Source organism: Paenibacillus enshidis (assembly GCF_042136365.1).
GTDB lineage: Bacteria > Bacillota > Bacilli > Paenibacillales > Paenibacillaceae > Paenibacillus > Paenibacillus enshidis.
The window spans coordinates 54,063-80,025 of record NZ_JBHHMI010000011.1; the positions used below are offsets into that span (position 1 = coordinate 54,063).

Annotated in this window: 20 protein-coding genes, 1 tRNA gene and 1 riboswitch; of the genes, 19 read left to right on the forward strand and 2 right to left on the reverse strand. The window is 45.3% G+C overall.

The genetic code is table 11. The features are described from left to right. Window positions 1-29: 29 nt before the first annotated feature. The 11 genes from ACE41H_RS14135 to ACE41H_RS14185 all read left to right on the forward strand — a co-directional run bounded on the left by ACE41H_RS14135 (window position 30) and on the right by ACE41H_RS14185 (window position 12,833). The gene (locus tag ACE41H_RS14135; protein WP_375355941.1) at window positions 30-1,271 is read left to right on the forward strand and encodes a polysaccharide pyruvyl transferase family protein; all 1,242 of its coding nucleotides are present in this window, start codon (window positions 30-32) and stop codon (window positions 1,269-1,271) included. Between the two features lie 15 nt (window positions 1,272-1,286). Continuing rightward, window positions 1,287-2,438 carry a glycosyltransferase gene (locus ACE41H_RS14140; protein WP_375355942.1) on the forward strand — a complete coding sequence of 384 codons (1,152 nt, stop codon included), beginning with the start codon at window positions 1,287-1,289 and terminating at the stop codon, window positions 2,436-2,438. A gap of 1 nt (window position 2,439) precedes the next feature. Next, window positions 2,440-3,996 (forward strand): murein biosynthesis integral membrane protein MurJ, encoded by a 1,557-nt coding sequence (gene murJ / locus ACE41H_RS14145; protein ID WP_375355943.1) that lies wholly within the window; start codon window positions 2,440-2,442, stop codon window positions 3,994-3,996. 36 nt (window positions 3,997-4,032) lie between these two features. Then, a complete protein-coding gene (locus ACE41H_RS14150) occupies window positions 4,033-4,788 on the forward strand; it encodes a sugar phosphate nucleotidyltransferase (RefSeq protein ID WP_375355944.1) in 756 nt (251 codons plus the stop codon). 15 nt (window positions 4,789-4,803) lie between these two features. Continuing rightward, window positions 4,804-5,352, forward strand: a complete 549-nt coding sequence (gene rfbC / locus ACE41H_RS14155) for a dTDP-4-dehydrorhamnose 3,5-epimerase (RefSeq protein WP_375355946.1) — start codon at window positions 4,804-4,806, stop codon at window positions 5,350-5,352. 20 nt (window positions 5,353-5,372) lie between these two features. Beyond that, window positions 5,373-6,392 carry a dTDP-glucose 4,6-dehydratase gene (gene rfbB / locus ACE41H_RS14160; protein WP_375355947.1) on the forward strand — a complete coding sequence of 340 codons (1,020 nt, stop codon included), beginning with the start codon at window positions 5,373-5,375 and terminating at the stop codon, window positions 6,390-6,392. After that, a complete protein-coding gene (gene rfbD, locus ACE41H_RS14165) occupies window positions 6,385-7,290 on the forward strand; it encodes a dTDP-4-dehydrorhamnose reductase (protein WP_375355948.1) in 906 nt (301 codons plus the stop codon). The genes rfbB and rfbD overlap by 8 nt, the downstream gene beginning before the upstream one ends. 295 nt (window positions 7,291-7,585) lie before the next feature. Continuing rightward, window positions 7,586-7,670: riboswitch (cyclic di-GMP riboswitch) on the forward strand. 81 nt (window positions 7,671-7,751) lie between these two features. Further along, window positions 7,752-7,913 (forward strand): hypothetical protein, encoded by a 162-nt coding sequence (locus tag ACE41H_RS14170; RefSeq protein ID WP_375355949.1) that lies wholly within the window; start codon window positions 7,752-7,754, stop codon window positions 7,911-7,913. Window positions 7,914-8,083: 170 nt separating this feature from the next. Beyond that, the gene (locus ACE41H_RS14175) at window positions 8,084-9,517 is read left to right on the forward strand and encodes an O-antigen ligase family protein (protein ID WP_375355950.1); all 1,434 of its coding nucleotides are present in this window, start codon (window positions 8,084-8,086) and stop codon (window positions 9,515-9,517) included. A gap of 313 nt (window positions 9,518-9,830) precedes the next feature. Next, on the forward strand, window positions 9,831-11,312 hold the full coding sequence (locus ACE41H_RS14180; RefSeq protein WP_375355952.1) for a pectate lyase family protein: 1,482 nt from the start codon (window positions 9,831-9,833) through the stop codon (window positions 11,310-11,312). A gap of 162 nt (window positions 11,313-11,474) precedes the next feature. Further along, a complete protein-coding gene (locus ACE41H_RS14185) occupies window positions 11,475-12,833 on the forward strand; it encodes a glycosyl hydrolase family 28-related protein (protein ID WP_375355954.1) in 1,359 nt (452 codons plus the stop codon). A 60-nt stretch (window positions 12,834-12,893) separates the two neighbouring features. Here the strand turns inward: ACE41H_RS14185 and ACE41H_RS14190 are convergent, their stop codons facing one another. Further along, window positions 12,894-13,235, reverse strand: coding sequence for a GIY-YIG nuclease family protein (locus ACE41H_RS14190; protein WP_375355955.1), 342 nt, complete (start codon window positions 13,233-13,235; stop codon window positions 12,894-12,896). A 16-nt stretch (window positions 13,236-13,251) separates the two neighbouring features. After that, on the reverse strand, window positions 13,252-14,007 hold the full coding sequence (locus ACE41H_RS14195; RefSeq protein ID WP_375355956.1) for a DUF2087 domain-containing protein: 756 nt from the start codon (window positions 14,005-14,007) through the stop codon (window positions 13,252-13,254). A 759-nt stretch (window positions 14,008-14,766) separates the two neighbouring features. On the opposite strand from ACE41H_RS14195, the gene murQ reads away from it, so the two are divergent. From murQ to odhB, 8 genes are all read left to right on the forward strand, one after another. Further along, window positions 14,767-15,660 (forward strand): N-acetylmuramic acid 6-phosphate etherase, encoded by an 894-nt coding sequence (murQ, locus tag ACE41H_RS14200; RefSeq protein WP_375355957.1) that lies wholly within the window; start codon window positions 14,767-14,769, stop codon window positions 15,658-15,660. A gap of 13 nt (window positions 15,661-15,673) precedes the next feature. Further along, complete coding sequence (locus ACE41H_RS14205; RefSeq protein WP_375355959.1) at window positions 15,674-17,131, forward strand: PTS transporter subunit EIIC; 1,458 nt, start codon at window positions 15,674-15,676, stop codon at window positions 17,129-17,131. Between the two features lie 56 nt (window positions 17,132-17,187). Continuing rightward, window positions 17,188-18,237 carry a MupG family TIM beta-alpha barrel fold protein gene (locus ACE41H_RS14210; protein WP_375355960.1) on the forward strand — a complete coding sequence of 350 codons (1,050 nt, stop codon included), beginning with the start codon at window positions 17,188-17,190 and terminating at the stop codon, window positions 18,235-18,237. A gap of 48 nt (window positions 18,238-18,285) precedes the next feature. Then, window positions 18,286-19,146, forward strand: a complete 861-nt coding sequence (locus tag ACE41H_RS14215) for a MurR/RpiR family transcriptional regulator (protein ID WP_375355962.1) — start codon at window positions 18,286-18,288, stop codon at window positions 19,144-19,146. 297 nt (window positions 19,147-19,443) lie between these two features. Next, window positions 19,444-19,517 (forward strand) — tRNA-Pro (locus ACE41H_RS14220). A gap of 101 nt (window positions 19,518-19,618) precedes the next feature. After that, window positions 19,619-21,334: an ABC transporter ATP-binding protein gene (locus tag ACE41H_RS14225; protein WP_375355963.1), complete on the forward strand. Its 1,716-nt coding sequence runs from the start codon at window positions 19,619-19,621 to the stop codon at window positions 21,332-21,334. A gap of 389 nt (window positions 21,335-21,723) precedes the next feature. After that, a complete protein-coding gene (locus tag ACE41H_RS14230; RefSeq protein WP_375355964.1) occupies window positions 21,724-24,612 on the forward strand; it encodes a 2-oxoglutarate dehydrogenase E1 component in 2,889 nt (962 codons plus the stop codon). 5 nt (window positions 24,613-24,617) lie between these two features. Beyond that, complete coding sequence (gene odhB / locus ACE41H_RS14235) at window positions 24,618-25,907, forward strand: 2-oxoglutarate dehydrogenase complex dihydrolipoyllysine-residue succinyltransferase (RefSeq protein WP_375355965.1); 1,290 nt, start codon at window positions 24,618-24,620, stop codon at window positions 25,905-25,907. The last annotated feature ends 56 nt before the right edge of the window (window positions 25,908-25,963 follow it).

The following is a 25,963-nucleotide window of genomic DNA, read 5'->3' on the forward strand; positions in this document are numbered from 1 at the left end:
CCAGAACTATATAAAAGGAGTTTGAAAAAATGAACATCATTATCTCTAATGCATACTGTTACCTGAATAAAGGGGATGCTGGCATTATTAGAGCCATGGTACAGGAGTTTAAGAAAGAATATCCGGATTCGAACATTAAGGTGATCTCCTTATACAAGGATCTGGATCAGGGCAAATATGGGGACTGTGAAGTTATCGATTGCTTGATTACACCGTATCAAGGGAAGAGCAGACTAATGAAGACAATAAGAAATGTCTTCTTATTCTGTTTGATTTATTTGCTGAATGTCCTTGGCGTCCCGTTTAATTCTACGTCAAAGGACATAAAAAATGCGGATATTGTGGTGAGCTGTGGGGGCGGGTATTTAAAAGCCAGGAATCTCGCCCAATTTTTAGGTGATTTTATGTATCATTATGTCCAATTTACTACAGCCCTGCAATTCAGAAAAAAACTCGTCATCTATGCACAAACTGTCGGAACATTCGGAAATGCATTTGTTAAATCAAGAATCAAGAATCTGTTGAAGAAGTCATCTTTAGTTCTTCCGCGGGAACCTATTTCCTATAACTATTTGTGTGATTTTATCCCCGATGCCAAGAATTATTTCCACACAAGTGATATTGCGTTCCTTCTTGAGAAGAAAGAAGTGAATGTCGATATCCCTTTTCAGCAAAAATTAAAAATCGGGATTACTATGCGTACATGGAATTTTCCTGGTGAAGCAGATCGGGCCGGCTTGCTTGAAAACTATAAATTGGCGGTAATAAACACGATTAAGCATATTTCTGCAAATTACAATGCAAGTATTTATATCATGCCACAAGTCATCGGCCCTGGGCCGGACAATGATTTGTTGATTAGCAGAGAGGTATATCAGGAGTTTTTAAATATCGATTCCGTTCATTTGGTCGATGACGATTTATCGCCAGAAGAATTGAAATACGTGTATTCAAAAATGGACTTATTCATTGGTACCCGGATGCATTCCAACATCTTTGCTTTATCAGAACTTGTACCTTGTGTGGCTATATCTTACGACCTGAAGACCGATGGTATCATGCAGGCCGTTGGTTTAGGCGATTATGTATTAGATATTAAAGGAATTCAGGAGAGGGAACTCATCCAAAAGGTGGATCGCGCTATTCATTCCCTTGATTCCATGAAAGAGATCCTTGCCCTGTCCGTTCCGAAAATTAAAGATAAATCCAGGCTTAACAATGTTCTTTTGAATCAATTAATCAAGGGTCAACTGCCCAAAATAGTGGGCTAATAAAGGAGCGAAACTGTGAAAAAAAAGAACATTTTGTTCATAGGAGCTTTTCAGGAGCCGGGTGGAGAAGAAGAAGTGATTACCTATTTATTTAAAAACGTAGATCAGAGTCAATTTACGCCTTATCTTTGTGGCCCGGCAAGAGCTGATTTCTTTCAAAAACATTCCATCGGCAAGGAGCAATTATTGGATTTGGAAATGAAAAATATTTATGATATTAAATCCATTAATAAATTAAGGCATTATATTGACCACTACGACATTGATATTGTTCACTCTCATGGCAGCAGAGGCGGTCTGTTTGGAAGGGTCGCAGGCTTTTTATCAAAGAAAAAGCCTGTAAATATCTGGACCCTGCATCTGTTGATTAACGAAAACCGTTATACGATTTCCAAGTCCAGAAGACTGACTTACACGATGATTGAGTCAGTTTTGGGCAAAATCATGACCGACCAAATCATTACCGTTTCAAACGACTTGAGGAGGAAATATGAACAACTACATAATATTAAAAATATAATAACGATTCACAATGGAATCGATATTCAAAAATATAATTACGAAAAACCAAATAACAATACTACGGATAAAAATAATATTTTGGATAAAAAGAGTGAATTGACGTTCGGCTTTGTTTCACGTTTATCCAAACAAAAGGGCATCCCTTACTTAATTCAAGCGTTCAATCAGGTTGTAAAGGATCCTGGTTATACCAACAGGATCAAACTGCAAATCGTCGGTACGGGTGATCAGGAAATGGAAGTTAGACGTATGGTGAAAGAATTGGAGCTTGAGGCGCATGTATCATTGCTGGGCTTCCGAACGGATATTCCCGAAATTCTGGCAAGTATTGACGTGCTGGTGCTGCCCTCTATGTTCGAGGGTTTCCCGATGGTTATTCTGGAAAGTCTTTGTGCGGGAACTCCTGTGATCGCTTCGAGTGTGAACGGTGTACCGGAGGTGATTCAGCATCATGTCAACGGCCTGCTGGTAGAGCCGAGAAATGTAGAGCAACTGGCGGAGAGCATGAAATTTTATTTGGACCATCCTGAAAAAATCATCGAACATGGAAAACAAGGACAGTCATTAGTGCATCATTCCTTTACGAAAGAGGTAATGATGAATAAGCACATGGATTTGTATCAATCCTTGTTACAGGTCAATTGACGTGAAGAAAAACATTACATTCTTGTTTGTTGTGATCATCATGCTCTCCCTTATTGCCAAGCTATCAGGGCTGATACGAGAATCCGTAACGGGTTACTATTTCGGGGCAGGCGAGGAACTTGATATTTTTTACTTTGTATATTCCATACCCGAATTGTTTATGACCGGAATTGTTGCAGCTCTTTCCATTGCAATCATCCCAACGTTATCCCAAAAGGAACCGTTATTTGGTTTGGATAACAGGAGATTCATATTTAACCTGGTGATCATCGGGTCAATTTTCTTTGTTTTCATATGTTTGCTTGCTATGTTATTTAGTCATTCAATCATAGGTTTTCTTATGAGAAATACGAGCGATAAATTTAGCTATTCTTTTGTTTATAATGTATACCTCATCTCCATGATCCAATTGATTCCTACGTTTTTATTAGGCGTTTTGCAAAGTATCGTGACGAAACAGGAAAAATATAAAACGGTAACGCTCATAAGCATCCCATTTAACGCCTTCATTATATTATCCATCTTGTTCTATTCCGATCATTTGGGTGTGCAATCGATTGGACTTGGAATGCTGGGAGCCGTCCTGGTTCAAGTGCTTACATTATGGTGGATCCTTCGCAAAGACGGCTTAAATCTTCAATCGTATAAGGTGGACTTCAAATTCGACAGTACCATGAAAAACTTCATGTATCTCCTGCTGCCTGTCTATTTCGGGACCATTATCCAACGGGTCGGCATCTTCGTTGACCGGACGATTGCCAGCACTTTGCAAACCGGCAGTATATCGGCGTTATCCTATGCGGATCGATTAATCCAGATGGTCATCATGATCGTCATCAATACGATTGGGATGATTATGTTCTCGAAAATTTCATCTGCGAAAGATGATCCTTCACACAGCAGCGAGATTATGAACAAATCCATAATATTCAGCTTTGCGTCCATACTGCCCATTACTTGTTACCTTCTTGTTTATGGCCGTGATATTATCAACATTTTATTTAATAGAGGAGAATTTGACGAGCAGGCATTAAATTTAACAACGATGGCTCTATGTGGATATAGTATCGGACTCATAGGGATATGCATCAGGTATTTATTGAACCGTGTATATTTTGTACACAATAATGTGAAGACACCGACGATCAATACCATCGTATTTTGTATCGTGAACATTGTTCTTAGCATCATATTAGCTCGATTTTTCAGTTTACTCGGAATTGCAATCGCCTATTCGCTTACCATGATTCTGTCAAGTGCAGCGTTGGTTATTGACGTGCATAAGCGATATAAAATCATGTCAAGCATTCGTTGGGGGAATTGCGTAAAAATTGCTTTGCTATCGGCGGTTCTGCTGGGCTTCTGGATGATGCTGAACATGCTGCTTCCAAATGGTCTTGGCTCACTGGTTAAAATTGTTATTTCAGCAATAAGCGGCGCATTTCTGTTCACAGTCATGCTATCGATCGTCAAAGTAGAAGGCTTGAATGTAATGCAATTCATTCGTCAGGTTCAACGTAAATTCGTGCGCAATCCTGTTCGTAAAGAAGTGATGTAGGTTCATTCAATATATTTCAGAGGGGAGAACTTTTCTATGAAAGGTATTATTCTTGCAGGTGGGACAGGTTCAAGGCTTTATCCGTTAACGAAAGTCACAAACAAGCATTTATTGCCAGTAGGTCCGTATCCAATGATTTACCATGCTGTGCACAAATTAAAAGAAGCAGGAATTATCGATATTCTCATCATTACGGGACGTGAGCATATGGGGGATGTCGTCAATTTATTGGGAAGCGGCTATGAGTTTGAAGTGTCATTTTCTTATAAAGTTCAGGACCAGGCAGGCGGCATCGCACAAGCATTGGGGCTGGCTCAAGGTTTTATTAGGGATGAACCGATGGCAGTCATACTTGGAGATAATATTTTTGCGGATGATATTACACCTTACATCGATAATTATCGCTTACAAGGTGCAGGCGCAAAAATTTTGCTCAAAGAGGTGCATGACCCGGAAAGATACGGTGTAGCTGAATTGGACGGTTCCAAGATACGTTCTATTGAAGAAAAACCTAAGCAGCCCAAAAGCTCATATGCCGTAACAGGTATTTACATGTATGACGCCGCTGTCTTCGATATTATTAAGTCTTTAAAACCGTCCAGCCGGGGTGAGCTTGAGATTACAGATGTCAATAACGCGTATATTGAGCAAGACCAGCTTACTTATGACATTTTACAAGGATGGTGGACAGATGCAGGAACACATGAATCCTGGGGAAAAGCCAATGAATTGCTGCGTGGTGAAAGTTTTGATCTGAATTTCGGGCGTCAAATGGCTATTTCCACAAAATAAGGAGTATACAACAAAATGAAAATGATAAAAACGAAGTTGGACGGAGTCCTGGTTATCGAAACCGATGTATTCGGAGATCACCGGGGCTTTTTTACGGAAAGCTATAACCAGGAAAAGTTCCATCATGCGGGAATCAACCATCACTTTATTCAAGATAATCACTCGCTCTCAACCCAATCGGGGACATTGCGGGGACTGCATTTTCAGTTGCCCCCGAAGGCTCAGACTAAATTAGTTCGTGTGGTAACAGGGGCAATATATGACGTCGTGGTGGATATCAGAAAAGACTCCAAAACCTTCGGTCAGTGGATTGGCGTTATATTGAGTGAGTCCAATAAACGGCAGCTGTTAGTGCCGGCAGGGTTTGCCCACGGATTTTGCACGATTGTTGAGAATACACATGTACTTTACAAAGTCGATGAATATTATTCTAAAGAACACGATAGGGGCTTACTGTGGAATGACCCGGAAATCGGTATCCATTGGCCAACCGATGATCCTGTGTTATCAGACAAGGATAAGCTGCATCCCACCATAAATGAGTCGGAAGGCATGCTTTTTTAAATAGGGAGGAATGAAAGCCAATGAATATACTGGTCACAGGCGGAGCTGGATTTATCGGCAGCAATTTTATCAGATATATGATAAACAAATACCCGGAGTATGTGATTGTGAATTTCGATCATTTAACCTATGCAGGCAATTTGGAAAACCTCAAGGATATCGAGCTTCATTCAAATTATTACTTTGTTAAAGGGAATATCTGTGATGCTGATACAGTAAATCATGTGGTACGAAACTATGATATTGAAATGATTATAAATTTTGCAGCAGAGTCACATGTTGATCGAAGCATTGCTGACCCTGGTGTGTTTATACACACTAATGTAACCGGAACTCAAGTGTTGCTTCACGCTGCGAAAGAGTGTGGAATTAAGAAGTATGTGCAGATATCAACGGATGAAGTGTATGGTTCTCTCGGGGAGACAGGTTATTTTACGGAAGAAACCCCGCTATCCCCCAATAGTCCATACTCTGCCAGCAAAGCAGGTGCTGACTTGCTTGTTCTTGCTTATCACGAAACCTTCGGCTTGAATGTCAACATTACCCGCTGCTCGAACAATTATGGACCATACCATTTTCCTGAAAAGTTAATACCGCTAATGATCACCAATGCGCTTGCAGATCAAACTCTGCCTGTATACGGTGACGGAATGAACGTGCGAGATTGGCTGCATGTCCTGGATCATGCGGCAGCAATTGATTTGGTAGTACATCAAGGGCAATCGGGGGAAGTTTATAACATAGGAGGCCATAATGAAAAGCGTAATATTGAAATTGTTGAAATCATATTAGAACATCTAAATAAACCAAAAGAATTGATTCGATATGTTCAGGATCGTCTGGGTCATGACAGGCGTTATGCCATTGATGCAACAAAAATTGAAAAAGAGCTCGGCTGGAGACCGGCTTATACATTTGAGTCAGGATTGATTAGCACCATTGAATGGTACCTTAACAACCAGGAATGGTGGAAAAGGATAAAATCTGGTGATTACATGGAGTATTATTCCAAACAATATGGAGAGTCGCTGCATGGATAAATATAAAATTATTGTAACAGGTGCTAATGGTCAGCTTGGAGTTGATGTGGTTGAGCATCTTAAGAAACATGGACATGTTGTTTATGGTTATGGACGAGAAGAACTGGATATTACAAACCATAGTCAAGTAAGCCATGTTCTCCATGATATACGGCCGGAAGTCGTTGTTCACTGTGGGGCATACACGAAAGTTGATCAAGCGGAAGCAGAGCCGGAGCAAGCTTATTTGGTAAACGGGTATGGTACACGAAATATTGCCGTAGCTGCAGAAGCCATAAATGCAAAACTTGTGTATTTAAGTACAGATTATGTTTTTAACGGCAATGCAGAGACGCCTTATGATGAATTTGAAACCATTGAACCTATTAATGTCTATGGACGTTCTAAACGAATGGGAGAATGCTTTGTAGAACGTCTGCATAAAAAGCACTTTATTGTCCGTACCTCATGGGTTTACGGAGAGCATGGCAGCAATTTTGTGAAGACGATGGTTAAGTTGGGCTTGGAGAAGAAAACGGTTTCGGTTGTAAACGACCAGATTGGCTGCCCTACCTATACAAAGGATTTGGCTGAGGGCATAGGCAGGCTGTTAACAACAAACAAGTATGGCACTTATCATATTTCCAACTCCGGTCATTGTTCCTGGTATGAATTTGCTGAAGCAGTGTTTAGATTAACAGGCATTGAAACAGAGCTTGTTCCAGTTACATCGGAGCAATTTGTCAGACCGGCAAAGCGGCCGAAATATTCGGTGTTCAATCATATGGCCTTAAAATTAAACGGTTTTCCTACGTTAAGGCATTGGGAGGAAGGCTTGAACGATTTCTTAAAAGCTTCAATTTTGGAGGGCTTGAATCGGGCTGAAGATCGATCTGAAATGAAGGGGAAAACAGGATGAAATTCCTGGAATATGAGAAAGGAGATAGGTCTAAATCCATAAGTAAGAAGTGAAAAAAGTTCTACAACCAACAAAGGATTTGTTGGGATGTTGGACTCAGTCCGGTTTGAGACACAAAGCATTGGATGGCCGGTATTCAAAGAGAACATGTATAGCACACTTGCGACCAATGTATTAGCCGGAACGGAATGCGAGTCATCAGATCAACAAGAATTGAATGATTTCAACAGAAATTATCAATTTCCTCTCTACAAGTTTCGTCAAACATTTTCTATCGGATACGGTATGATATTCCTAAAGAAATGGATGCGATGACTTTCGTTCCTTATCTGGGCACCTTAGGACGTTAGGAGCAAGTGGTGCAACCGGCCTTTCTACTTGTACTTAAAATAATTGTGGAATTATTTGTATTTTTTTGCATAAAAAAATAGTTCCCGTTGTTAGAGAGGAAGGTTGTGAATATGTGTGATGATGGCAAGGTGGTACTTGAAGTAAAAGAAGTTTTGGATTATCTCGGAATAAGGTATGAAAAATGGAGAGAGTTTAGCGAAACGCACGAGACGCACTTCCAGGATCAGGCTGAAGATCCGAAAGACATATTGCCCGAAAGGCATATTAAATGATTTGTTATCTCCCGGTGCGGTGAAAGGCATTTACATAATCAACCCTTAGTGATACAATTAGTATTGTTTAGATACAAAATGTATCACTAAGGAGGAATACATATGCAGAAGTATATTGAAAAAAACGTAAAATATCGACTGCGGGACCAGAGGCAAGAAGAGGAAACCCTATGGAAATAGTGATCTCAAAAGCCAAGTTTCCGTTATTGATTATTATTTTAATATCGTTAGTCTCGTTTGCTTTATCCATGAACCTGATTATAGGGATATGTGCAATTGTAGCCATTGCTCTAACTTATGTTGCTTTTCGTATCGGGATTAAGAAGTTTCTACTATCAAGCATTGTGCTCGTCATTATTTTACCTCCAATAAACTTTTTGCCACCATCGTTGAACATCGGTGTCATTAACCCTCTAACAGCTTTGATTATGTTAGGATTTGCAATTTCAGTATTGTATAAATTTAAAAGAACGGATTTAAATTTGAAGGCTCCGTACTTTTGGTTGTTTATAACATTTGTATTAACTATGCTCTCCAGTGTTTTTAATGCATACTATCCAAGCGAAGCAGTTTATCAATCATTACGTTTTATAATGGGATCATTGTTCGTGTATATGTTGATTAGCTATCTATTAAAAAACAAGATGGAGATTAGATTTTTAATTAACACCATCATCACCATCATCAGTATACATTCAGTATACTCTATTGTTGAATATGTATTTGAATACAATTTTATATTTTACGATATTTTGCAACAGAAATTATCCAATCTCGAACAGTTTAGACGAGTATACCGCGCTTATGGTACTACAGGATTGCCTAATGTGCTGTCATGCTTAATAGTAACTGTTGTTCCACTGATCATATATAAATTCAAGGAATCCAAAAAATGGACATATTTTGCGGTCCTAGCAGTCAATCTTGCGGCGCTCTACTGTACCATGTCTAGGGCTGGTGTAGCGGTCTTAGTAGTTACAGGATTATTATACTTTTTGATTAAAAAGAATCGAACAAAAACTTTATATCTTGGAGTAATACTGATTAGCATTGGAGTATTAATGGGATGGAATTATATTGGTGCCCAAAATGTTGAGCTAGAAAAGTTGGAACTTCGTTGGGATATAAATAATATCAAAGAAAGCGGATCATATTGGCATCGAATGTATAAACTTGAAAGTGCCAAATTGATATTACAAGACAGACCGTTCTTTGGAATAGGATTTGGCAATTATCCATATGTATCGGATCATTCTGAATATTTAGCTATTTCAGATCCTAACGCCTTAAACACATTTGATAATATGTACCTTAAAATTGTCTCAGAAACGGGTGTTGTCGGTTTTTCAGTATTTGTACTTTTGATCGGGGTAATGTTAACTAGTATAATTCGTGGAATCCGGTTTGCAAGCGGGGAAGGCCGCATTTTGTTAGGGTGCATTGTTTTTTCAATTATTTCATTTTTAATTTACTCCGTAATCCTTGAAACATTCTTCTGGAACAGTTTAAACATTATATTTTGGATACTTGTAGCGGTAGGATTAAAAATTGTGAGTCTTGACAGAGCAGATTATTACAGAAATTCTGAGGTTGGAACTAACTGAATTATGTTTCCATGCCCTTCTCGATACAGAGTTGGGTCTTTTTCATGCCTTTAAATGTAATGCTTTGTAGTTCACCCTCGGACTGTTGCATAATATACAAAATTTTTGTCTAAGACAAAGTCCAATCAGTATCCAGTTCTGCGAATATCATTATATAAAGTCACCTTCTCCCCATAATTATATTGTCTAAAAGAGTGAGTAATTTTCCAAAGAAATTAGGTTGGTGGTTAGGGAAAACAGTGATGATTACCAATGCGATCGCTTCGTAAACTATTGTAGGAGGAAATAATTATGGTAAGGTGGTGACTTAATATTGGACATAGAAGCTAGAAGATTGGCTATTGAGGCGTCGCAAAAATTTTACTATGTAAATATTACTGAAGAAAGGTTTGGGGCTAAGGTAACGAATACTGCCGTCCAAAATGATGTAGCCATTCAAGCAGCAATAAATGAAGTTGAAGATGGTGGTGGAGGGTGTGTCATAATTCCAGCCGGAGCCTTCCAAATTAACGAAATAAAAATTACTAAACCATATGTTACAATAGACGGCACTGGAATACTGATCAACGGGCGCATTGTGGTTGGAGGCGAAAATGTCCCAACTGATTTATATTTCAAGATCAGAAATATTGATATTAGACGAGATGTTTTGGCTGAAGGAACAACAGGAATCGAGTTTTATAATGCCCGTATAGGTGAAGTTACAGGTGTGACTTTTAGAAATATTGATAAACCATTGTATTTTAGACCTATCACAAGCGAATATTTCCATCAATCAGATAATATAAAAATGGACAACAACATGTTTAAAGCCTGCAACTACTGTTTATATGTAGATCGCCCAGAAACTCCTACGAAAATATATCAAGTCGGAGATATTACGTTTACCAGAAATTGCGGATTTGACATACAAATAAAACATGCTCACATCCTTGGTGTTGACGGTCTGAAATTTGACGATAATGTTCTCTTTTTTCCTGGGAATGCAACAAAAAATCAAACAAAGGAACAGAACTTATATGTTGATGTTGGAAATTTTATCGGTATCTCAGGAAATCAATTCTTTGAAGCTGGGTACGAAGGCATTGTTTTGTCACGTTGTAGAAATTTCACGATTTCAAACAATCGCATACCGTGGTCAGGGCAACGGAACCCATCAGATGCTATTCGAATTATGGGTGGTGACCAAAATGGTCAAATATACAATGTTGGCACAATCGGCTTCAATCAAATCGAGTACCCGACTCGCCACGGAATCTCAATCGAAGGAAATTGTGGTTATATAACGGTGGGTAGTGGAAACACAATACGCAGTGTCGGTAATCCTTATGGTTATTACGGTACAGTAGATTTGAACTCTATTCCCCATCACGCTGTAACATGTGAAGTTACCTGTCAATTTGTTTTTGTACAAGGCAATAATTGTCCAGACAACACGTTCCGTCTTTTGGGTGGTAATAATATAGCCGTAAATAATCTTGAGGCTGGCCGGGTGTTTCGGAATAGTTATTATATTTTATCATTACAGGGAACCGAAACAACAGCAGAAGTTGGAAAGTTTGATGGAATAGATCTGGCACAGTCAAACCCTACAACCATAACTTCTTTCTCTGGTGGATTTAATGGGAAAGAAATCACTTGTTTATCTTATAACGGCAACACAACTTTTGCACATGGTTTAGGGTCTGCACAATTCTGCCTAAAGAGCAGGGTAAATGCTACTCCACCTGCTCACGGAACCATTACATTTAAGTTTCTCAACTCCAGATGGTACGAGATATCGAGAAATTTTTAGTGACTGCTCACGGAAAATAAAAGCAACATTGTATCAGTGAAGGCGAAAAGACCCTCCTCAAAACGTATAGTTTTAGGTGAGGGGGATGAATCGCTATTTTTTTGTATCAAAAACAGAACGTATGTTCTATAATGGGTAATAAAGGAGAAAAGGAGAGGTTAAATGATGAATTCAGTATTAATCAATGTTACGGATTTAGGCGCTGTTGGGGATGGTGTTACGGATGATACGGCAGCTATCAACAACGCTATAGACGAGGCCTATAAACAAGGCGGAGGAACTGTTTTTATCCCCAGAACTTCCTCAGCATATAAAGCGGTAAAAATAGGTTTGCGCAACAAAGTATCTATTATTTCTGACGGAGCGAAGTTAATACCGGTAACTTCATCTGAGCCTAGTTTTATGTATGTAGCTGAGGATGGTTTTATTCAGAATGTGCAGTACCGAGGATTCAGTATTGAAGCAAACGATGCTAACACCAGCCAGAACGGGATGGACTTTACCGCAAAGATTGAAACAAGCGGAGGTTACTCAGGTGGTTTATGGTACTCTGAGTTAAGAGATATAAGAATTAAAAACTTTAGCGGTCTAGGACTCAAGCTTTATTGCGATGACTTGAATGACCCATATCCTAACAATGATACGGCCAATCAGTTTTTAAGGTTTATAAATGTTAGGATATTTAGAAATTCGGCAACAGCTAAATGTCTAGAGATTACCGGCCAGTTAGGGCAAACAGTGTTCGAAACTTGCCAGTTTGACGGAAACAGTCGAACACTTGGAGGGGTAAACGTTGACTTGGTAAGTCTGCTGACTACGAATGACCAATTGTCGGGTCCAGTCAAATTCGACAATTGTACATTCCAAGCGGCACAAAAAGCCATTAAAACTTATTATGTAAACAATCTGGTCCTGGACTCCTGTTGGTTTGAAAATCTTGATCAGGTTGTTGACCTTACATCTTCATCTAATGCCACAATAGATAACTGCCACTTTACAAATGTAGGGGCCGCTAAGGAAGGTACTGGTTATGGTGTGTCTGTAGGAACTTCATGTACTGTGGGTGGGGCAGGCAATTTTATTGTTGGTAACATCGATAACTTTGTAGTAGGTTATTCAACACAGGTTAACCGTGGCATTAACATTAGTGCTACATGGGGTTCTGATGCTTCAATACCTCTGAAAGACACTACTCCAGACGTTTCAGGGGCCGCCATTGTATCAAATACATTAAAAGCATTTAAACACAAAATTATGTTTGTTCATATAACGACAAGTCCTACCATATCAAATATTCAATCTCATCACCTGGAGGGAGAGACACTTGTCCTGAGATGCTGGGCCGGCGGAGATAATTCCAAGATTTTGACCGTGAACGGAGCAGGAAATATAGTAATGCCTAACGGAGTAGCTAAAATAACCTTGAAGCAGAATGACACAATAACATTCATCAAAACAGATTCTATCGGACTTCCGTCGCAGTATGTAGTGATAGGTCACACTGGGGATGAAATCGGTTAAAAAACAAAGTGTAATACCGTATACCGAAGTGAATGTATATGGTATTACACTTTGCCTTATTTACATATACCCTTTATCCCCATAGGGCTGAAGGCGGTCCAGCCATGCTTTTTCCAGCTTCTCCAGGGCATCCTTCGCATCAAAATAGCCGGACTCCGGTTTCTTTAGCACCTCCAGTACGTCGATTTCGAAGGCATCCTCTCCGTCCCTCGACCAATCGGCTTGCAGAGCGGCGTTCCGGCTTGAGCCCATGTTCAGCTCAAAGCGTTTGCCGTTCAGCGACTTTAAGTTGGGGGTGGAGCTGATGAACAGCTTTCCGGTTTTCTTATGGCGGATGCAGTACACCCCGGCTTCAATCTTGACTTCTTTATATTGTTCCACAAGTTCTTTTCTGCGGTTCATGATCCTCATTCCTTTCTTATTCGGCGACCCAGTACTGGCTGCCGTCTTCTTTGCGATCCATCAAGCCATATTCTATGAGATACCTGCGGACTGTAACATAATCATCGTAGGCGGAAGAGAGCACCTCGTTGACTTCCTTTTCGGTGTACGTTCTGCCCCGCTCAAACCGTTGGACAAGGTGGCGCAGGACGATCAGCTTATGCTTCTGCTGCAGATCGAACGTTTTCAGGCGGCCATCGGGTCCGTCCGGAAAATATTTGGCCAGCACTTTCTCGTTTTCCGTGGCCGTAATGTTGTAGCGTTCATCGAGCATCGGAGCTTTCACCGGCACTTCAACGATGGACGGAGCATGACGGTCCCGGTCCTTCAGCAGCTCCATCATCGTCAGGAAAACTTTGGCCTGCCGCTCTTTCTCCTTCAAGGCAAAGCGGTGATTCCGGATGGTGGACGCACTGCCGATGCCCGTTTCCTTCTGCACCTCGTTGTCGCTTTTTCCTTGATAAAAAAGGTGCAGCAGCCTGCTCTGATGCTCGGTCAGTCCGGTCAGCTTCTTGTCGAGGCCGATGAGATAGTCAAAGACGGAGCCGTATTTTTGCGTTATATGAAGCTTCATATAACGTTCAGCGCTGTAAAAAACACCGTCCTCCTGATAAATAATGCCTTCCTCCAGCTCGGTCCCGTCGAGCAGACAGATATATTTATCTTCCTGCCGAATGTAACCTTTTTTCAAATCATCTATATGCGCGCTCCAAAATAGTCCGGGCAAATCCATTATATAAACACCTCATTGAATTGTTTGTTTATTACATAGATAATATAAAGTTTTGTTTGTATTTTGTCAAATATAAATGCTATTTTTCTTTTGCTATGTTGATATCTCTAGCAGTACTGTAAAATAAATCCTAAGGAGGCGAGAACATGTTCAGTCAATATGGGGGGTTATGTAGACAAATGATAACTTATGAAGCCATCAAGCCATGATGATGTTCCATGAAAGGATTATGCCATAAAGAGGTTGGTTTTGATGCTCAAGGGGAGCTTGAAAAAATCACGGAAGAAAGAGTGCGGAAATTAAACGGTTTGAGGAAGTACATCCATATAAAAAAGGCCGTCCGAAGACGGCCTTTCCACCCGTGGCGCTATTGAAACCTTGATCCGCATCCCGCGCCTCCGTACCACTCTGTTGATTAGAGAGTAACGGATCGGGTAAGGGATACGTTCAACATGGGATTACTAATGTTGACGCACCTCCTTTCCTGATGTTTACACTTTATCATAGTAAGACTCCATTATCCAGTGTTTTTGTAAAAAAAATTCTTAAACGGGTAAAGAGGAGAATCCGGTCACGAGGAATAGTGGATGACCATGCTCAACTTGACCATTTTGGTAATATCCCACACTCGTTAGGTTTATATGAGAAAGGTAAATTGCTCGCTTCATTTGAAATTTTATTACATTAATATTATTTTATATTGAAATTTTATTTCCGATCATGTAAACTGAGCGTAAATCAAAGAGGAGATGGTAGCTGTTGCTGGATAATTTAAAAACGGAAACAAGGAATCAGCGCTCAACGGATCTGGACCAACTGTCAACATTATCGGTCTTGGAGCTCATGCAGGAGGAAGATGCAAAGGTATCTTTGGCAATCCGGGAGAAGCTGCCTGAAATCGAACGTGTAACGAAATGTGTTATTGCGAGCTTTAAGCAGGGGGGGCGACTCATTTATACGGGAGCCGGCACAAGCGGCCGCATGGGAATTTTGGATGCCGTTGAATGCGTCCCGACCTTTGGTACTGACCCGGACATGGTGCAAGGAGTGATCGCCGGTGGCGATGAGGCCATCCGCATGGCGGTGGAAGGCGCGGAGGATTCAGTGGAACAGGGCATGAAGGACCTGGAAAAGCTTAATTTAAGCGACAAAGATATCGTTCTCGGTGTTGCAGCGAGCGGGCGAACCCCTTATGTCATTGGCGGGCTGCAATATGCGGCCAGGGTTGGAGCTGCCACGGCCAGCCTGGCATGCAATAAAGACGCTGAAATCAGCAACTACGCCGAATACCCGATTGAAATTATAACCGGTCCGGAGGTGTTAACGGGGTCCACTCGTCTAAAAGCCGGAACGGCGCAAAAGATGGTGCTCAATATGATTTCAACGGCGGCCATGATTGGTATCGGCAAAACATACAGCAACCTCATGGTGGATGTCCAGCCAACCAACGAGAAACTGATAGTCCGGGCTAAATCGATGATCAGAGAGATGACAGGATGCGATTATGAAACTGCTTCCAAATATTATGAATTAAGCCGGCATCAAGTGAAGGTGGCCGTGATTATGCTGCTCGCGGAGCTGGACTATGAGGAAGCACAGAGGAAGCTGCAAGAGGCGGACGGATTTATACGGCGGGCCTTACAACAAAAGTAAAGGGGATATGACCATGGCAAAAGAGAAGGATTTGGCCTTAGGCATTCTGGATTCGATCGGCGGCATCCAAAACGTCGAGGTAATAACCCATTGTATGACACGCGTCCGTCTTACCTTGCGGGATGTGGATGCCGCCGATATCGAGCGACTGAAAAAAGTGCCCGGCGTATTAGGCGTGGTTGTTGAATCCACACTTCAAGTGATTGTGGGTCCGGGCATCGTCGGCAAGGTGACGAAGGAAATAGCCGATATCAGCGGAGTCGAGATGGGGGAGATCATCCCACTGAATGTGTCGGCTCTGGCTGCGAACAGCAGGCAGCCTGACCATAAAGCGGAGGCTTCCAGAATAGCGGCTGAAAATAAAGAAAAGTATAAAAAACGGAATGATACGCCCATTAAAAATTTTCTGAGATCCATTGCCCACATCTTTATTCCATTAGTCCCTGCTTTTGTGGCCGCAGGGCTGCTGGCGGGAATCACCTCCGTTATTGCCAACTTTATCACGTCAGGGCATCTGGAAGGGGAGGGCTGGCAGCAATTTAATCTGATCCTGAATGTGATCAAAAACGGCGTCTTCTCCTATATGGCGATTTTCGTAGGGATCAACTCTGCCAGAGAATTTGGGGCAAGCCCGTCTCTGGGCGGTGTCATCGGGGGTGCCACACTGCTGACGGGAATGAAGCCGGAGCTGCCTATCATGAATCTGTTTACAGGCGAGCCGCTTATCGCCGGCCAAGGCGGGATTATTGGCGTTGTCCTGGCCGTGTGGATGTTATCTGTAATTGAGAAAAGATTGCATAAGATCATCCCCAATTCGATCGATCTGATCGTAACTTCCTTTCTTAGTGTGCTGGTGACTGGACTGTTGACCATTTTTCTGATTATGCCCTTTGCGGGCTTTGTCGCAAGCAATCTGCTGATTGCCGTCAACTGGATTCTGGACGTCGGAGGCGCAGTGTCCGGGTTTGTATTAGGCGGAATTTGGCTGGTCATGGTTATGCTGGGCATGCATCATATTATGACCCCCATTCATATTGAGCTTATCAACCAAACAGGCGTGACCGTACTGTTACCGATTCTGGCGATGGCAGGAGCGGGGCAGGTGGGCGCGGCGCTTGCGCTTTGGATTCGCTGCTACAAAAACAAACCGCTGATCAATATCATCAAAGGCGCCCTGCCGGTCGGTGTATTGGGCATCGGAGAGCCGCTCATTTACGGCGTGACCCTTCCGCTTGGCAAACCCTTTGTGACAGCATGTATTGGTGCCGGATTCGGCGGAGCCGTGATTGGTTATTTCGGCAACGTCGGGGCCATCGCCATCGGAGCCTCCGGCATTGAAATGCTGCTGCTGATCGCGGACGGCAAATGGTGGATTTATTTGCTCGGCCTCGTAACGGCATACTTCTTCGGATTTTTGTGCACCTACCTGTTCGGTGTGCCGAAGGAAGCAAGACAGCCCAAAGATGAGTAGTCGAAGCGAACTCATTTTGACTAAGGATAGATAGAATTAAAAAGGAGTGATTTAAAATGGGTGGTGTGCTTGTTTCGCTGACAGAGCAAAGCATCGACTGTACTTTGGAATATCTGGCCTTCATGCGGCAATACGGGTTTGATACGATTTTCACCTCTCTGCAAATCCCTGAGGAGGAGCCTGAGGGTCTGCTTGAACCGTTAGGGCGGATCGGCGGATTCGCAAAGGAGCATCAGATGATGCTGATGGTGGATGTGTCCCCAAGAACGTTCCAAAATTTCTCGCTGGATCAATTGAGAGAGCGGGGCGTTACAGGACTGAGAATCGATAATGGAATGGAAAATGCCGAGATTGCCGCGTTTACTCATGATTGGCAGGTTTCTCTCAACGCCAGCACGATTGACCCTTCCTTTCTGAATGATCTCAGAAGACTCGGAGCCGACTTCAACGCTCTGGAGGCATGGCATAATTATTATCCCCGTCCGGAGACAGGCCTTGAATGGAGTACGTTCAAAGCACAAAACGAGTGGCTAAAATCGCAAGGTCTTAAGGTTGGGGCCTTCATTCCCGGGGACGGGCAGCTGCGGGGGCCTTTATACGAGGGATTGCCTACGTTGGAGCAGCACCGGTATCAATCGCCGTTTGCCAGCTATCTGGAGCTGCTTATCGAAGGAGCAGTGGACCTTGTAGTCATTGGAGATTTATCGCTTGGCGAGTGGTCGATGTCGCAGTTTATTTCATGGCATGAAGGCACCGTGCTGCTCGGTGTCCGTGGGCAGCGGCCGTCACATGTGTGGGATGAAATCCATCATAACCGGCCGGATATCGCGCGCGACGTTATTCGCTCGGTGGACGCGCGGAGACATTTTAAAGGAAATATCCCACCGGCCCATTGTGTGGAGCGTCCACGGGGAGCTTTGACCCTGGATAATGACCATTACAAGCGTTATAAAGGCGAGCTTCAAATTGTGCTGAACCCTTTGCCGCCTGACGAGCGTGTGAACGTGATCGGATATGTGATCCAAGAGGATATTCCTTTGCTGCAGTTTCTGCAAAAAGGGAGGTATGCCTTCCGTTTTCTTGCCAGAGAGCCGGATCGGGAATAATATTAAAGTAGTATTTAGATAGCTTATAGATTAAATGGAGGCGTTGGTGTGGGTGTTGGTCAAATTTTATCACGGATTGAGAATGTGATGCCTAAATTGACGCAATCCGAGCAAAAGGTAGCGCGGTTTGTTCTGTCTGCTCCGGAAGAAGTCGTATTTATGTCGGTGCATGAGATGGCGGACCGCTCCCTTTCCAGCAGCGCTTCCGTTGTCCGCTTTTGCCGCTCTATGGGCTTGAAAGGTTTTCCGGAATTAAAAGTGGCGTTATCGGCCGACCTGGCCAATGAGCAAAAGTCCGGTTATTATGATTTGAACAAGAACGATAGTTCCGCCGATCTGGTCGATAAAATTCTTTCCAATGCAGTACAGTCCCTGAGAGATACGGTTGGCCTGCTGGATATCGAAATGATAGAAAAGGCGGCACAAAGCCTGTACAACGCTCCGGCGATTTTCGCTTACGGCGTAGGCGCTTCGGCTTTGGTGGCGGAGGACATCGCGCAAAAATGGCTGCGTCTGGGAAAGAACGCTTACGCTCTATCGGATGTGCATGTTCTCACGATGAGCATGGCGAACGCGCCCAAGGGCAGCGTTTTTATAGGCATATCTTATAGCGCGGCTACCAAGGAAGTATTGCAATTAATGAAGTTCGCCAATAAAACCGGGCTGGTAACGATCAGCTTTACCGGTTTCGGACGGAGCGAGCTTTCGGATATTAGCGACTTCAGCCTGTATACCTCCCTGGCTCCGGAAGCGAAAGTCAGAAGCGCAGCGACCGGCTCCAAGCACAGCCAATTCTTCATTATTGACGTGCTGTATTACGTTTGTGCTTCCATGGATATCGAGACCTCGCTCGACAAAATTCAAAAGACCAGGGATGCGATCCAGGATTTGAAGCAGATCGAGGAATGATGAGCTGTTGATCTTAACAAAAGTTCATAAATGCTTTACACAATATTGAAGCTATTTTATAATAAATTACAGTTACAGTGTGAGTTCAAAAAATCAGGTTTTCAGCACCGAGAAGGTTGAATGAAGCTAGGGACTGAGGAGCGGAGCGTACGTGGGGTACGTGAGCACCGGAAGGCCCGGCTGAATTCAAGATTCGATGTCGAGTCCGCTTCTTGATTTACTTCGTGATCAAAAGATGACTTTTTGAACAACCTCTACAGTTATACAACAGCATTGATTGTACATAAGCTTAATTACCGGGGTATAGCGCAGTCTGGTAGCGCGCACCCTTGGGGTGGGTGAGGTCGTGGGTTCAAATCCCGCTACTCCGATATGCTTCTTGATCATGTCCTGCTGACGCTTTACAGCGTGGCGGGACATTTTCATTCCATCCGCCCTTTCCTCAGAAATACATAGAGAAAGAAGGTATAGGATGCTCCGCCGATTTTTCAGCTATTATCTGCCTTACCGTCCGCTCTTTATCCTGGATTTCACGTGTGCTGTATTTGCCGCGCTGCTGGAGCTGGGCTTTCCGCTTGCGGTCAATTATGTCGTGGATAAGCTGCTTCCACAGGGAGAATTGCAGTCGATTCTGCTGGCCTGTCTGGGGCTGCTGGGCATTTATGCATTAAATACAGCGATGCAGTATATTGTGAACTATTGGGGGCACATGCTTGGCATTAATATTGAGACAGACATGCGCCGCAAGCTGTTTGAGCATATGCAGAAGCTGTCCTTCCGTTTCTTCGATAACAACAAAACAGGTACGCTGATGTCACGGATTACGAATGATCTGATGGAAATCGGCGAAATGGCGCATCATGGACCAGAGGATTTGTTTATTGCGATTATGACGCTGCTTGGTGCCTTCACGCTGATGTCGTTTATTCACCTGGAGCTGGCGCTTCTGATCTTTGCGGTGATTCCACTGCTGATCTGGCTGTCGATCTATTTCAATAAAAAAATGACACGGGCGTTTGACAACATGTACAGCAGCATGGGCGAATTCAATTCCCGTGTGGAAAATACGATCGGCGGCATTCGTGTTGTACAGGCTTTCTCGAATGAAGAGTTTGAAAAGCAAAGATTCAATCATGACAACGGCCGCTTCCGCGCAGCCAAGCTGACGGCCTATAAAATCATGTCCAAGGGCCTGTCCATGAGCTATGTGCTGACCCGGTTTGTATCCCTCTTTGTCCTGATCAGCGGCGCTTATTACGTCATTCGCGGAGAGCTCACCTATGGCGAATTTGTCGGCTTTATCCTGCTGTCCAACGTATTTTTCCGGCCTATTGATAAAATCAACGCCATCATCGAGAGTTATCCCAAGGGCATAGCGGGCTTCAAGCGCTTTACAGCGCTGATGGACATGGAGCCGGAGGTGGCGGATTTTCCAGAGGCCGTGGAGGTGGAGAACCTGAAAGGGGATATCCGCTACCGCGGAGTGAGCTTCGGGTATGGGGAGAAGGAAAAGGTACTGCAGAACATCCATCTTGATATCCGAGCTGGTGAGACGGTTGCTTTTGTAGGGCCGTCAGGTTCGGGGAAAACGACGATCTGCAGCCTGCTGCCCCGTTTCTATGACGTCGACAGCGGCGCCATTACGGTGGATGGAATGGATATCCGGCAGATGACCCTGTCCTCGCTGCGCCGCCAAATCGGTATTGTGCAGCAGGATGTGTTTCTGTTCTCCGGCACCATCCGCGAAAATATCGGCTACGGCAAGCTGGATGCCAGCGATAAGGAGATTTGGGAAGCGGCACGTCGGGCTCAGCTTGTGGATTTTATCCGTTCCCAGCCTGATGGGATGGATACGGTCATCGGCGAGCGGGGCGTGAAGCTGTCGGGCGGGCAGAAGCAAAGGCTGGCCATTGCACGCATGTTTTTGAAAAATCCGCCCATCCTCATTCTGGACGAGGCTACCTCGGCGCTGGATACGGAGACAGAGGCCGCAATCCAGCAGTCCCTTGCGGAATTGTCCGAAGGCAGGACAACACTGGTCATTGCCCACCGGCTGGCGACCATCAAGAATGCGGATCGGATCATCGTCGTCACCGAGCAAGGGGTTACCGAGCAGGGCAGACATGATGAGTTGATCGCATCCGGAGGAGTGTACAGCCGTTTGCATGCCGCCCAGTTCGGTTCATGATCATCTCATCTGAATTTATCATACAGAGTAAATGGCCAATCCGTCGGATATCCGTGGATTGGCCTTTTAAAATTTTATTTATTATAATGGGAAATGGCCTGATCCATATCAAATTTGCATTAATATGTTGAAAAATAGGAAATGTTATCGGAGTGCAAAATTTTATACAATGGTGATTAGGAAGGAAAGCGCTTATAAAATTGATAGGCAGTCTTGCACTCCGTTCCGGGAAATGCCGGAGCATAAGCATTTTCTTCCTCTTAAACTCAAGAATGAACTCTGTGAAATGGATGATGGACGGAGTTTTGTAATAGGCTGGAAATGAGCACGTTGATTTAAAGACCGATTCCGTCCAGCGATGAATCCCAAAACATGACGAAGGGAACGAGATGACGATGGCAGACAGTGACAGACAAGTGCCATGGCAGACGTATTACGGACCGAACCTGGGGTATGTGCAGGAGCAGTATGAAAATTTCATCAAGAATCCGGCTTCCGTGGATCCGACGTACCGGCAGCTTTTTGAACAGTGGGGTGAACCTCCTCAGTCGGAGGGGAGCAATATTCCCGTATTTTCCGAAACACAGGGGGGGACCACGGTTGTATTGCCGGCGGTCGATACAGGTCTATTGAAGAAAGCGGTTACAGCTGGCAAGCTGGTCTCGAACATTCGCGCTTACGGCCACCTCGCAGCCGACATTGACCCTTTGGGATTGAGTCCGAAGGCGGACACCGGATTGCTTGAACCGGAGTTTTACGGGCTGACCGAGCAGGATCTGAAGGCTTTTCCGGCTTCTCTAATTTGGGACGCTGCTCCCCAGAATACGCTCAACGGATGGGATGCCGTGCAAAAGCTGCGTGAAGCCTATACAGGCCCGCTGGCGTTTGAATTCACGCATATCCATGATGAGAAGGAAAGGGACTGGCTGAATCGCAAAGCGGAATCGGGCTTGAGCGCAGAGTCGTTAAACGTCGAGGAGCGGAAGGCTCTGCTTGGCAGATTGGTTGAAGTAGAGCAGTTTGAGGAATTTTTGCATAAAACCTTCGTTGGACAGAAGCGCTTCTCGATCGAAGGCAATGACGCGCTTGTACCCCTGATTGATGAAGTGATGCACAGTGTACTCCAGGCCGGCGCAAGCCATGTCCTGATGGGAATGGCCCACAGGGGACGGCTGAATGTGCTGGCTCATGTGCTGGGCAAGCCATACAGCAAAATCTTTGCCGAGTTCCACCATTCCCCGAACAAGGATCTGATTCCGTCCGAAGGCTCGACCGGCATCAATTACGGCTGGACAGGGGACGTGAAATACCATCTGGGAGCCGACAGATATGTGAAAGAAGGAGAAGCTGTCCGTGCACGTCTGACGCTGGCGAACAACCCGAGCCATCTGGAATATGTGAATCCGGTGGTGCAGGGATACGCACGCGCGGCGCAGGAGGACCGCAGCGCCCCGGGATATCCGGTACAGGATGTCAACAAGGCCGCAACCATCCTTATGCATGGCGACGCGGCTTTCCCAGGGGAAGGCATTGTTGCGGAAACGCTGAACTTTAAAGGCTTGAGAGGCTTCAGCAACGGCGGAACCATTCATATTATCGTAAACAACAGGCTCGGCTTTACGACTGACAGCAGCGATTCCAGATCGACTCATTATGCAAGCGATCTGGCCAAGGGCTTTGAAATTCCGATCATTCATGTGAATGCGGATAATCCGGAGGCCTGCATCGCTGCGGCGCGTATTGCCGCCGAATACCGGAATATATTCAAGAAGGATTTCCTGATTGATCTGATCGGCTACCGCCGCTACGGCCATAACGAGACGGATGATCCGGAAACAACCCAGCCGCTCGTTTACCGCAAGGTAAAGAAGCATCCGACAGTTAGCAACTTATATGGCAAATACCTGGCGGAGCAGGGCGTGGTGGACGCATCGTTCCGCAGCAGCCTGGTGGAAGAAGTGCAGACCCGGCTGAAGTCGGCGCATGAAGAAGCGAAGAATCATCCGAAGGAAGAGCCGGTGGAAGACAAGCAGCGTGCAGAGGGCGACAAGCTTAAGCTTCAGACCGGTGTTCCGGCAGCCCAGCTGCAGGAATTGAACGAAGCTTTGCTGAAATGGCCGGCCAATTTCCGGGTGTATCCGAAGCTCTCCAAGATTCTGCAGCGCCGGAAAAACGCCTTTAATGCAGGCGAGAAAATCGACTGGAGCCTTGCGGAGACGCTGGCCTTCGCCAGCATTCTGGCGGATGGCAAGCCAATCCGTATGACAGGCCAGGACGCAGAGCGGGCTACCTTCGCCCACCGCAACCTTGTGCTGCATGATCCGGAGACCGGAGATGTATTCAGCCCGCTGCATGCTCTGCCGCAGGCCAAAGCCTCCTTCGCGATCTATAACAGTCCGCTGTCGGAAGCGGGAGTGCTTGGCTTTGAATACGGCTATAACGTATATTCACCGGAGACGATGGTCATCTGGGAGGCGCAATTCGGGGACTTTGCCAACTGCGCGCAGGTGATTTTCGACCAGTTTATCTCTGCAGGGCAGGCCAAATGGAGACAAAAATCCAGCCTCGTCATGCTTCTCCCGCACGCTGCCGAAGGGCAGGGGCCGGAGCATACGAGCGCCCGACTGGAGCGTTTCTTGCAGCTGGCTGCGGGAGACAACTGGACCGTAGCCAATCTGAGCAGCGCAGCCCAGTATTTCCATCTGCTGCGGAGCCAGGCGGCTCTTAGTGGCACAGAGCAGGCGCGACCGCTCGTTATGATGTCGCCGAAGAGCCTGATTCGCAACAACCGTGTCGCATCGCCGGTCTCCGAGCTCAGCGATGGCTCGTTCCGACCGATCCTGGAACAGCCGGGGCTGGGAGGACGCGCCGACCGTGTAGAACGTATCGTGCTGTGCAGTGGCAAAGTAGCCATCGACCTGGAAGAAGCGCTGGAGAAGGAAGGCGGCGAGGAGCTTGACTGGCTTCATATTATCCGTGTGGAGCAGCTGTATCCTTTCCCTGAGCAGGAAATCCGGGCTGTAATGAAGCGGTTTGGCAAGGTGAAGGAGCTGCTGTGGGTGCAGGAGGAGCCGAAAAATATGGGCGCCTGGACTTACATGGAGCCCCGTCTGCGGGCCGTGGCTCCTAAGGGGGCTGTGGTGAACTACCAGGGCAGACCGGAGCGTTCAAGCCCTGCGAGCGGTTATCAGCACATACATGTGATAGAGCAGCAGAACATTATTCAGTCCGCGCTGAAGAAAATATCGAATAAAACCAACATTCCACTGGGGAGGTAGCGTCTGTGAGTGAGATTAAAGTACCCGCAATGGGGGAATCCATTACTGAAGGAACAATTTCCAGATGGCACGTTAAAGAAGGGGATGCGGTATCCCAGGGAGATGTCCTGCTGGAGCTGGAAACGGATAAAGTCAATCTGGAGATCAGCGCCGAAGAGTCCGGCGTGCTTGAGAAAATTGTCCGTCAGGAAGGGGAGACGGTAGAAATCGGAGAATCCGTTGGCTTGATCGGCAGCGGCGCGGGTGTGAGCCCTGCGGCTCCTTCTGCCAACACGGAGGCAGCTTCGGCCCTGGCGGACGTCAGCTCCCCTTCCGTTCCTTCCAAGGGTGACGACAAGCAGCTTGGCAGCAGCAGCGCGGCAGTCGTGCCGCCGCCAAGCGACAGTTCGCAGAAGGCCTCCCCGTCCGCCCGCAAGCTGGCGCGTGAGCGCGGCATTGATCTGGGTGAAGTACAGGGGAAAGATCCAATTGGCCGGATTTATCAGGACGATGTAAAAGCCCACACTTCTGGCACAGCTCCGGCTGTGCAGCCGCCTGCATCGGCGGCTCCAGCCAAACCGGCGGCCGCGGCCCAGCCGGAAGGCGGGTACGGCAAACCGGTTGAGCGCCAGCGGATGAGCCGCCGCCGGGCAACCATCGCCAAGCGTCTGGTGGAAGCACAGCATACGGCCGCGATGCTGACCACCTTTAATGAGGTCGATATGACAGCGATCCTGGAAGTGCGCAAGCGCAGAAAAGACAAATTCAAGGAAAAGCATGATGTCGGGCTCGGCTTCATGTCCTTCTTCACGAAGGCAGTAGTGGGCGCGCTCAAGCAGTTCCCGATGGTGAATGCGGAAATTGACGGCGAAGAAGTTGTCCTGAAGAAATTTTATGATATCGGTATCGCCGTTTCCGCCAAGGAAGGCCTGGTTGTTCCGATTGTGCGGGATGCGGACAGACTCGGATTTGCGGAAATCGAGAAAAGTATTGCCGAGCTGGCGAGCAAAGCGCGTTCCAATACGCTGGCCTTGTCCGATCTGCAGGGCGGCACCTTTACAATTACCAATGGCGGGGTATTCGGTTCCTTGCTCTCGACGCCAATTCTGAACACCCCTCAGGTGGGTATTCTGGGTATGCACAAGATCCAAATCCGTCCGGTTGCCATTGATGCGGAACGTATGGAGAACCGTCCTATGATGTATATTGCCTTGTCCTATGATCACCGCATTATCGACGGCAGCGAAGCTGTACGCTTCCTGGTGACGGTCAAGGAGCTGCTGGAGGATCCTGAATCGCTTTTGTTGGAAGGATAATATATTTAAAATGTTGAACTATTAAGGCAGACTGCTGTAGAGCGGTCTGCCTTTTT

Excerpts from the sequence above, each read along its gene's own strand:
- ACE41H_RS14135 (WP_375355941.1), top strand. The coding sequence starts at position 30 with ATGAACATCATTATCTCTAATGCATACTGTTACCTGAATAAAGGGGAT.
- ACE41H_RS14185 (WP_375355954.1), top strand. The coding sequence starts at position 11,475 with ATGATGAATTCAGTATTAATCAATGTTACGGATTTAGGCGCTGTTGGG.
- ACE41H_RS14195 (WP_375355956.1), bottom strand. The coding sequence starts at position 14,007 with ATGGATTTGCCCGGACTATTTTGGAGCGCGCATATAGATGATTTGAAA.
- rfbB (WP_375355947.1), top strand. The coding sequence starts at position 5,373 with ATGAATATACTGGTCACAGGCGGAGCTGGATTTATCGGCAGCAATTTT.
- ACE41H_RS14205 (WP_375355959.1), top strand. The coding sequence starts at position 15,674 with ATGGCAAAAGAGAAGGATTTGGCCTTAGGCATTCTGGATTCGATCGGC.
- rfbC (WP_375355946.1), top strand. The coding sequence starts at position 4,804 with ATGAAAATGATAAAAACGAAGTTGGACGGAGTCCTGGTTATCGAAACC.
- ACE41H_RS14210 (WP_375355960.1), top strand. The coding sequence starts at position 17,188 with ATGGGTGGTGTGCTTGTTTCGCTGACAGAGCAAAGCATCGACTGTACT.
- ACE41H_RS14150 (WP_375355944.1), top strand. The coding sequence starts at position 4,033 with ATGAAAGGTATTATTCTTGCAGGTGGGACAGGTTCAAGGCTTTATCCG.
- ACE41H_RS14190 (WP_375355955.1), bottom strand. The coding sequence starts at position 13,235 with ATGAACCGCAGAAAAGAACTTGTGGAACAATATAAAGAAGTCAAGATT.
- rfbD (WP_375355948.1), top strand. The coding sequence starts at position 6,385 with ATGGATAAATATAAAATTATTGTAACAGGTGCTAATGGTCAGCTTGGA.
- ACE41H_RS14225 (WP_375355963.1), top strand. The coding sequence starts at position 19,619 with ATGCTCCGCCGATTTTTCAGCTATTATCTGCCTTACCGTCCGCTCTTT.
- ACE41H_RS14175 (WP_375355950.1), top strand. The coding sequence starts at position 8,084 with ATGGAAATAGTGATCTCAAAAGCCAAGTTTCCGTTATTGATTATTATT.
- ACE41H_RS14230 (WP_375355964.1), top strand. The coding sequence starts at position 21,724 with ATGACGATGGCAGACAGTGACAGACAAGTGCCATGGCAGACGTATTAC.
- ACE41H_RS14170 (WP_375355949.1), top strand. The coding sequence starts at position 7,752 with ATGTGTGATGATGGCAAGGTGGTACTTGAAGTAAAAGAAGTTTTGGAT.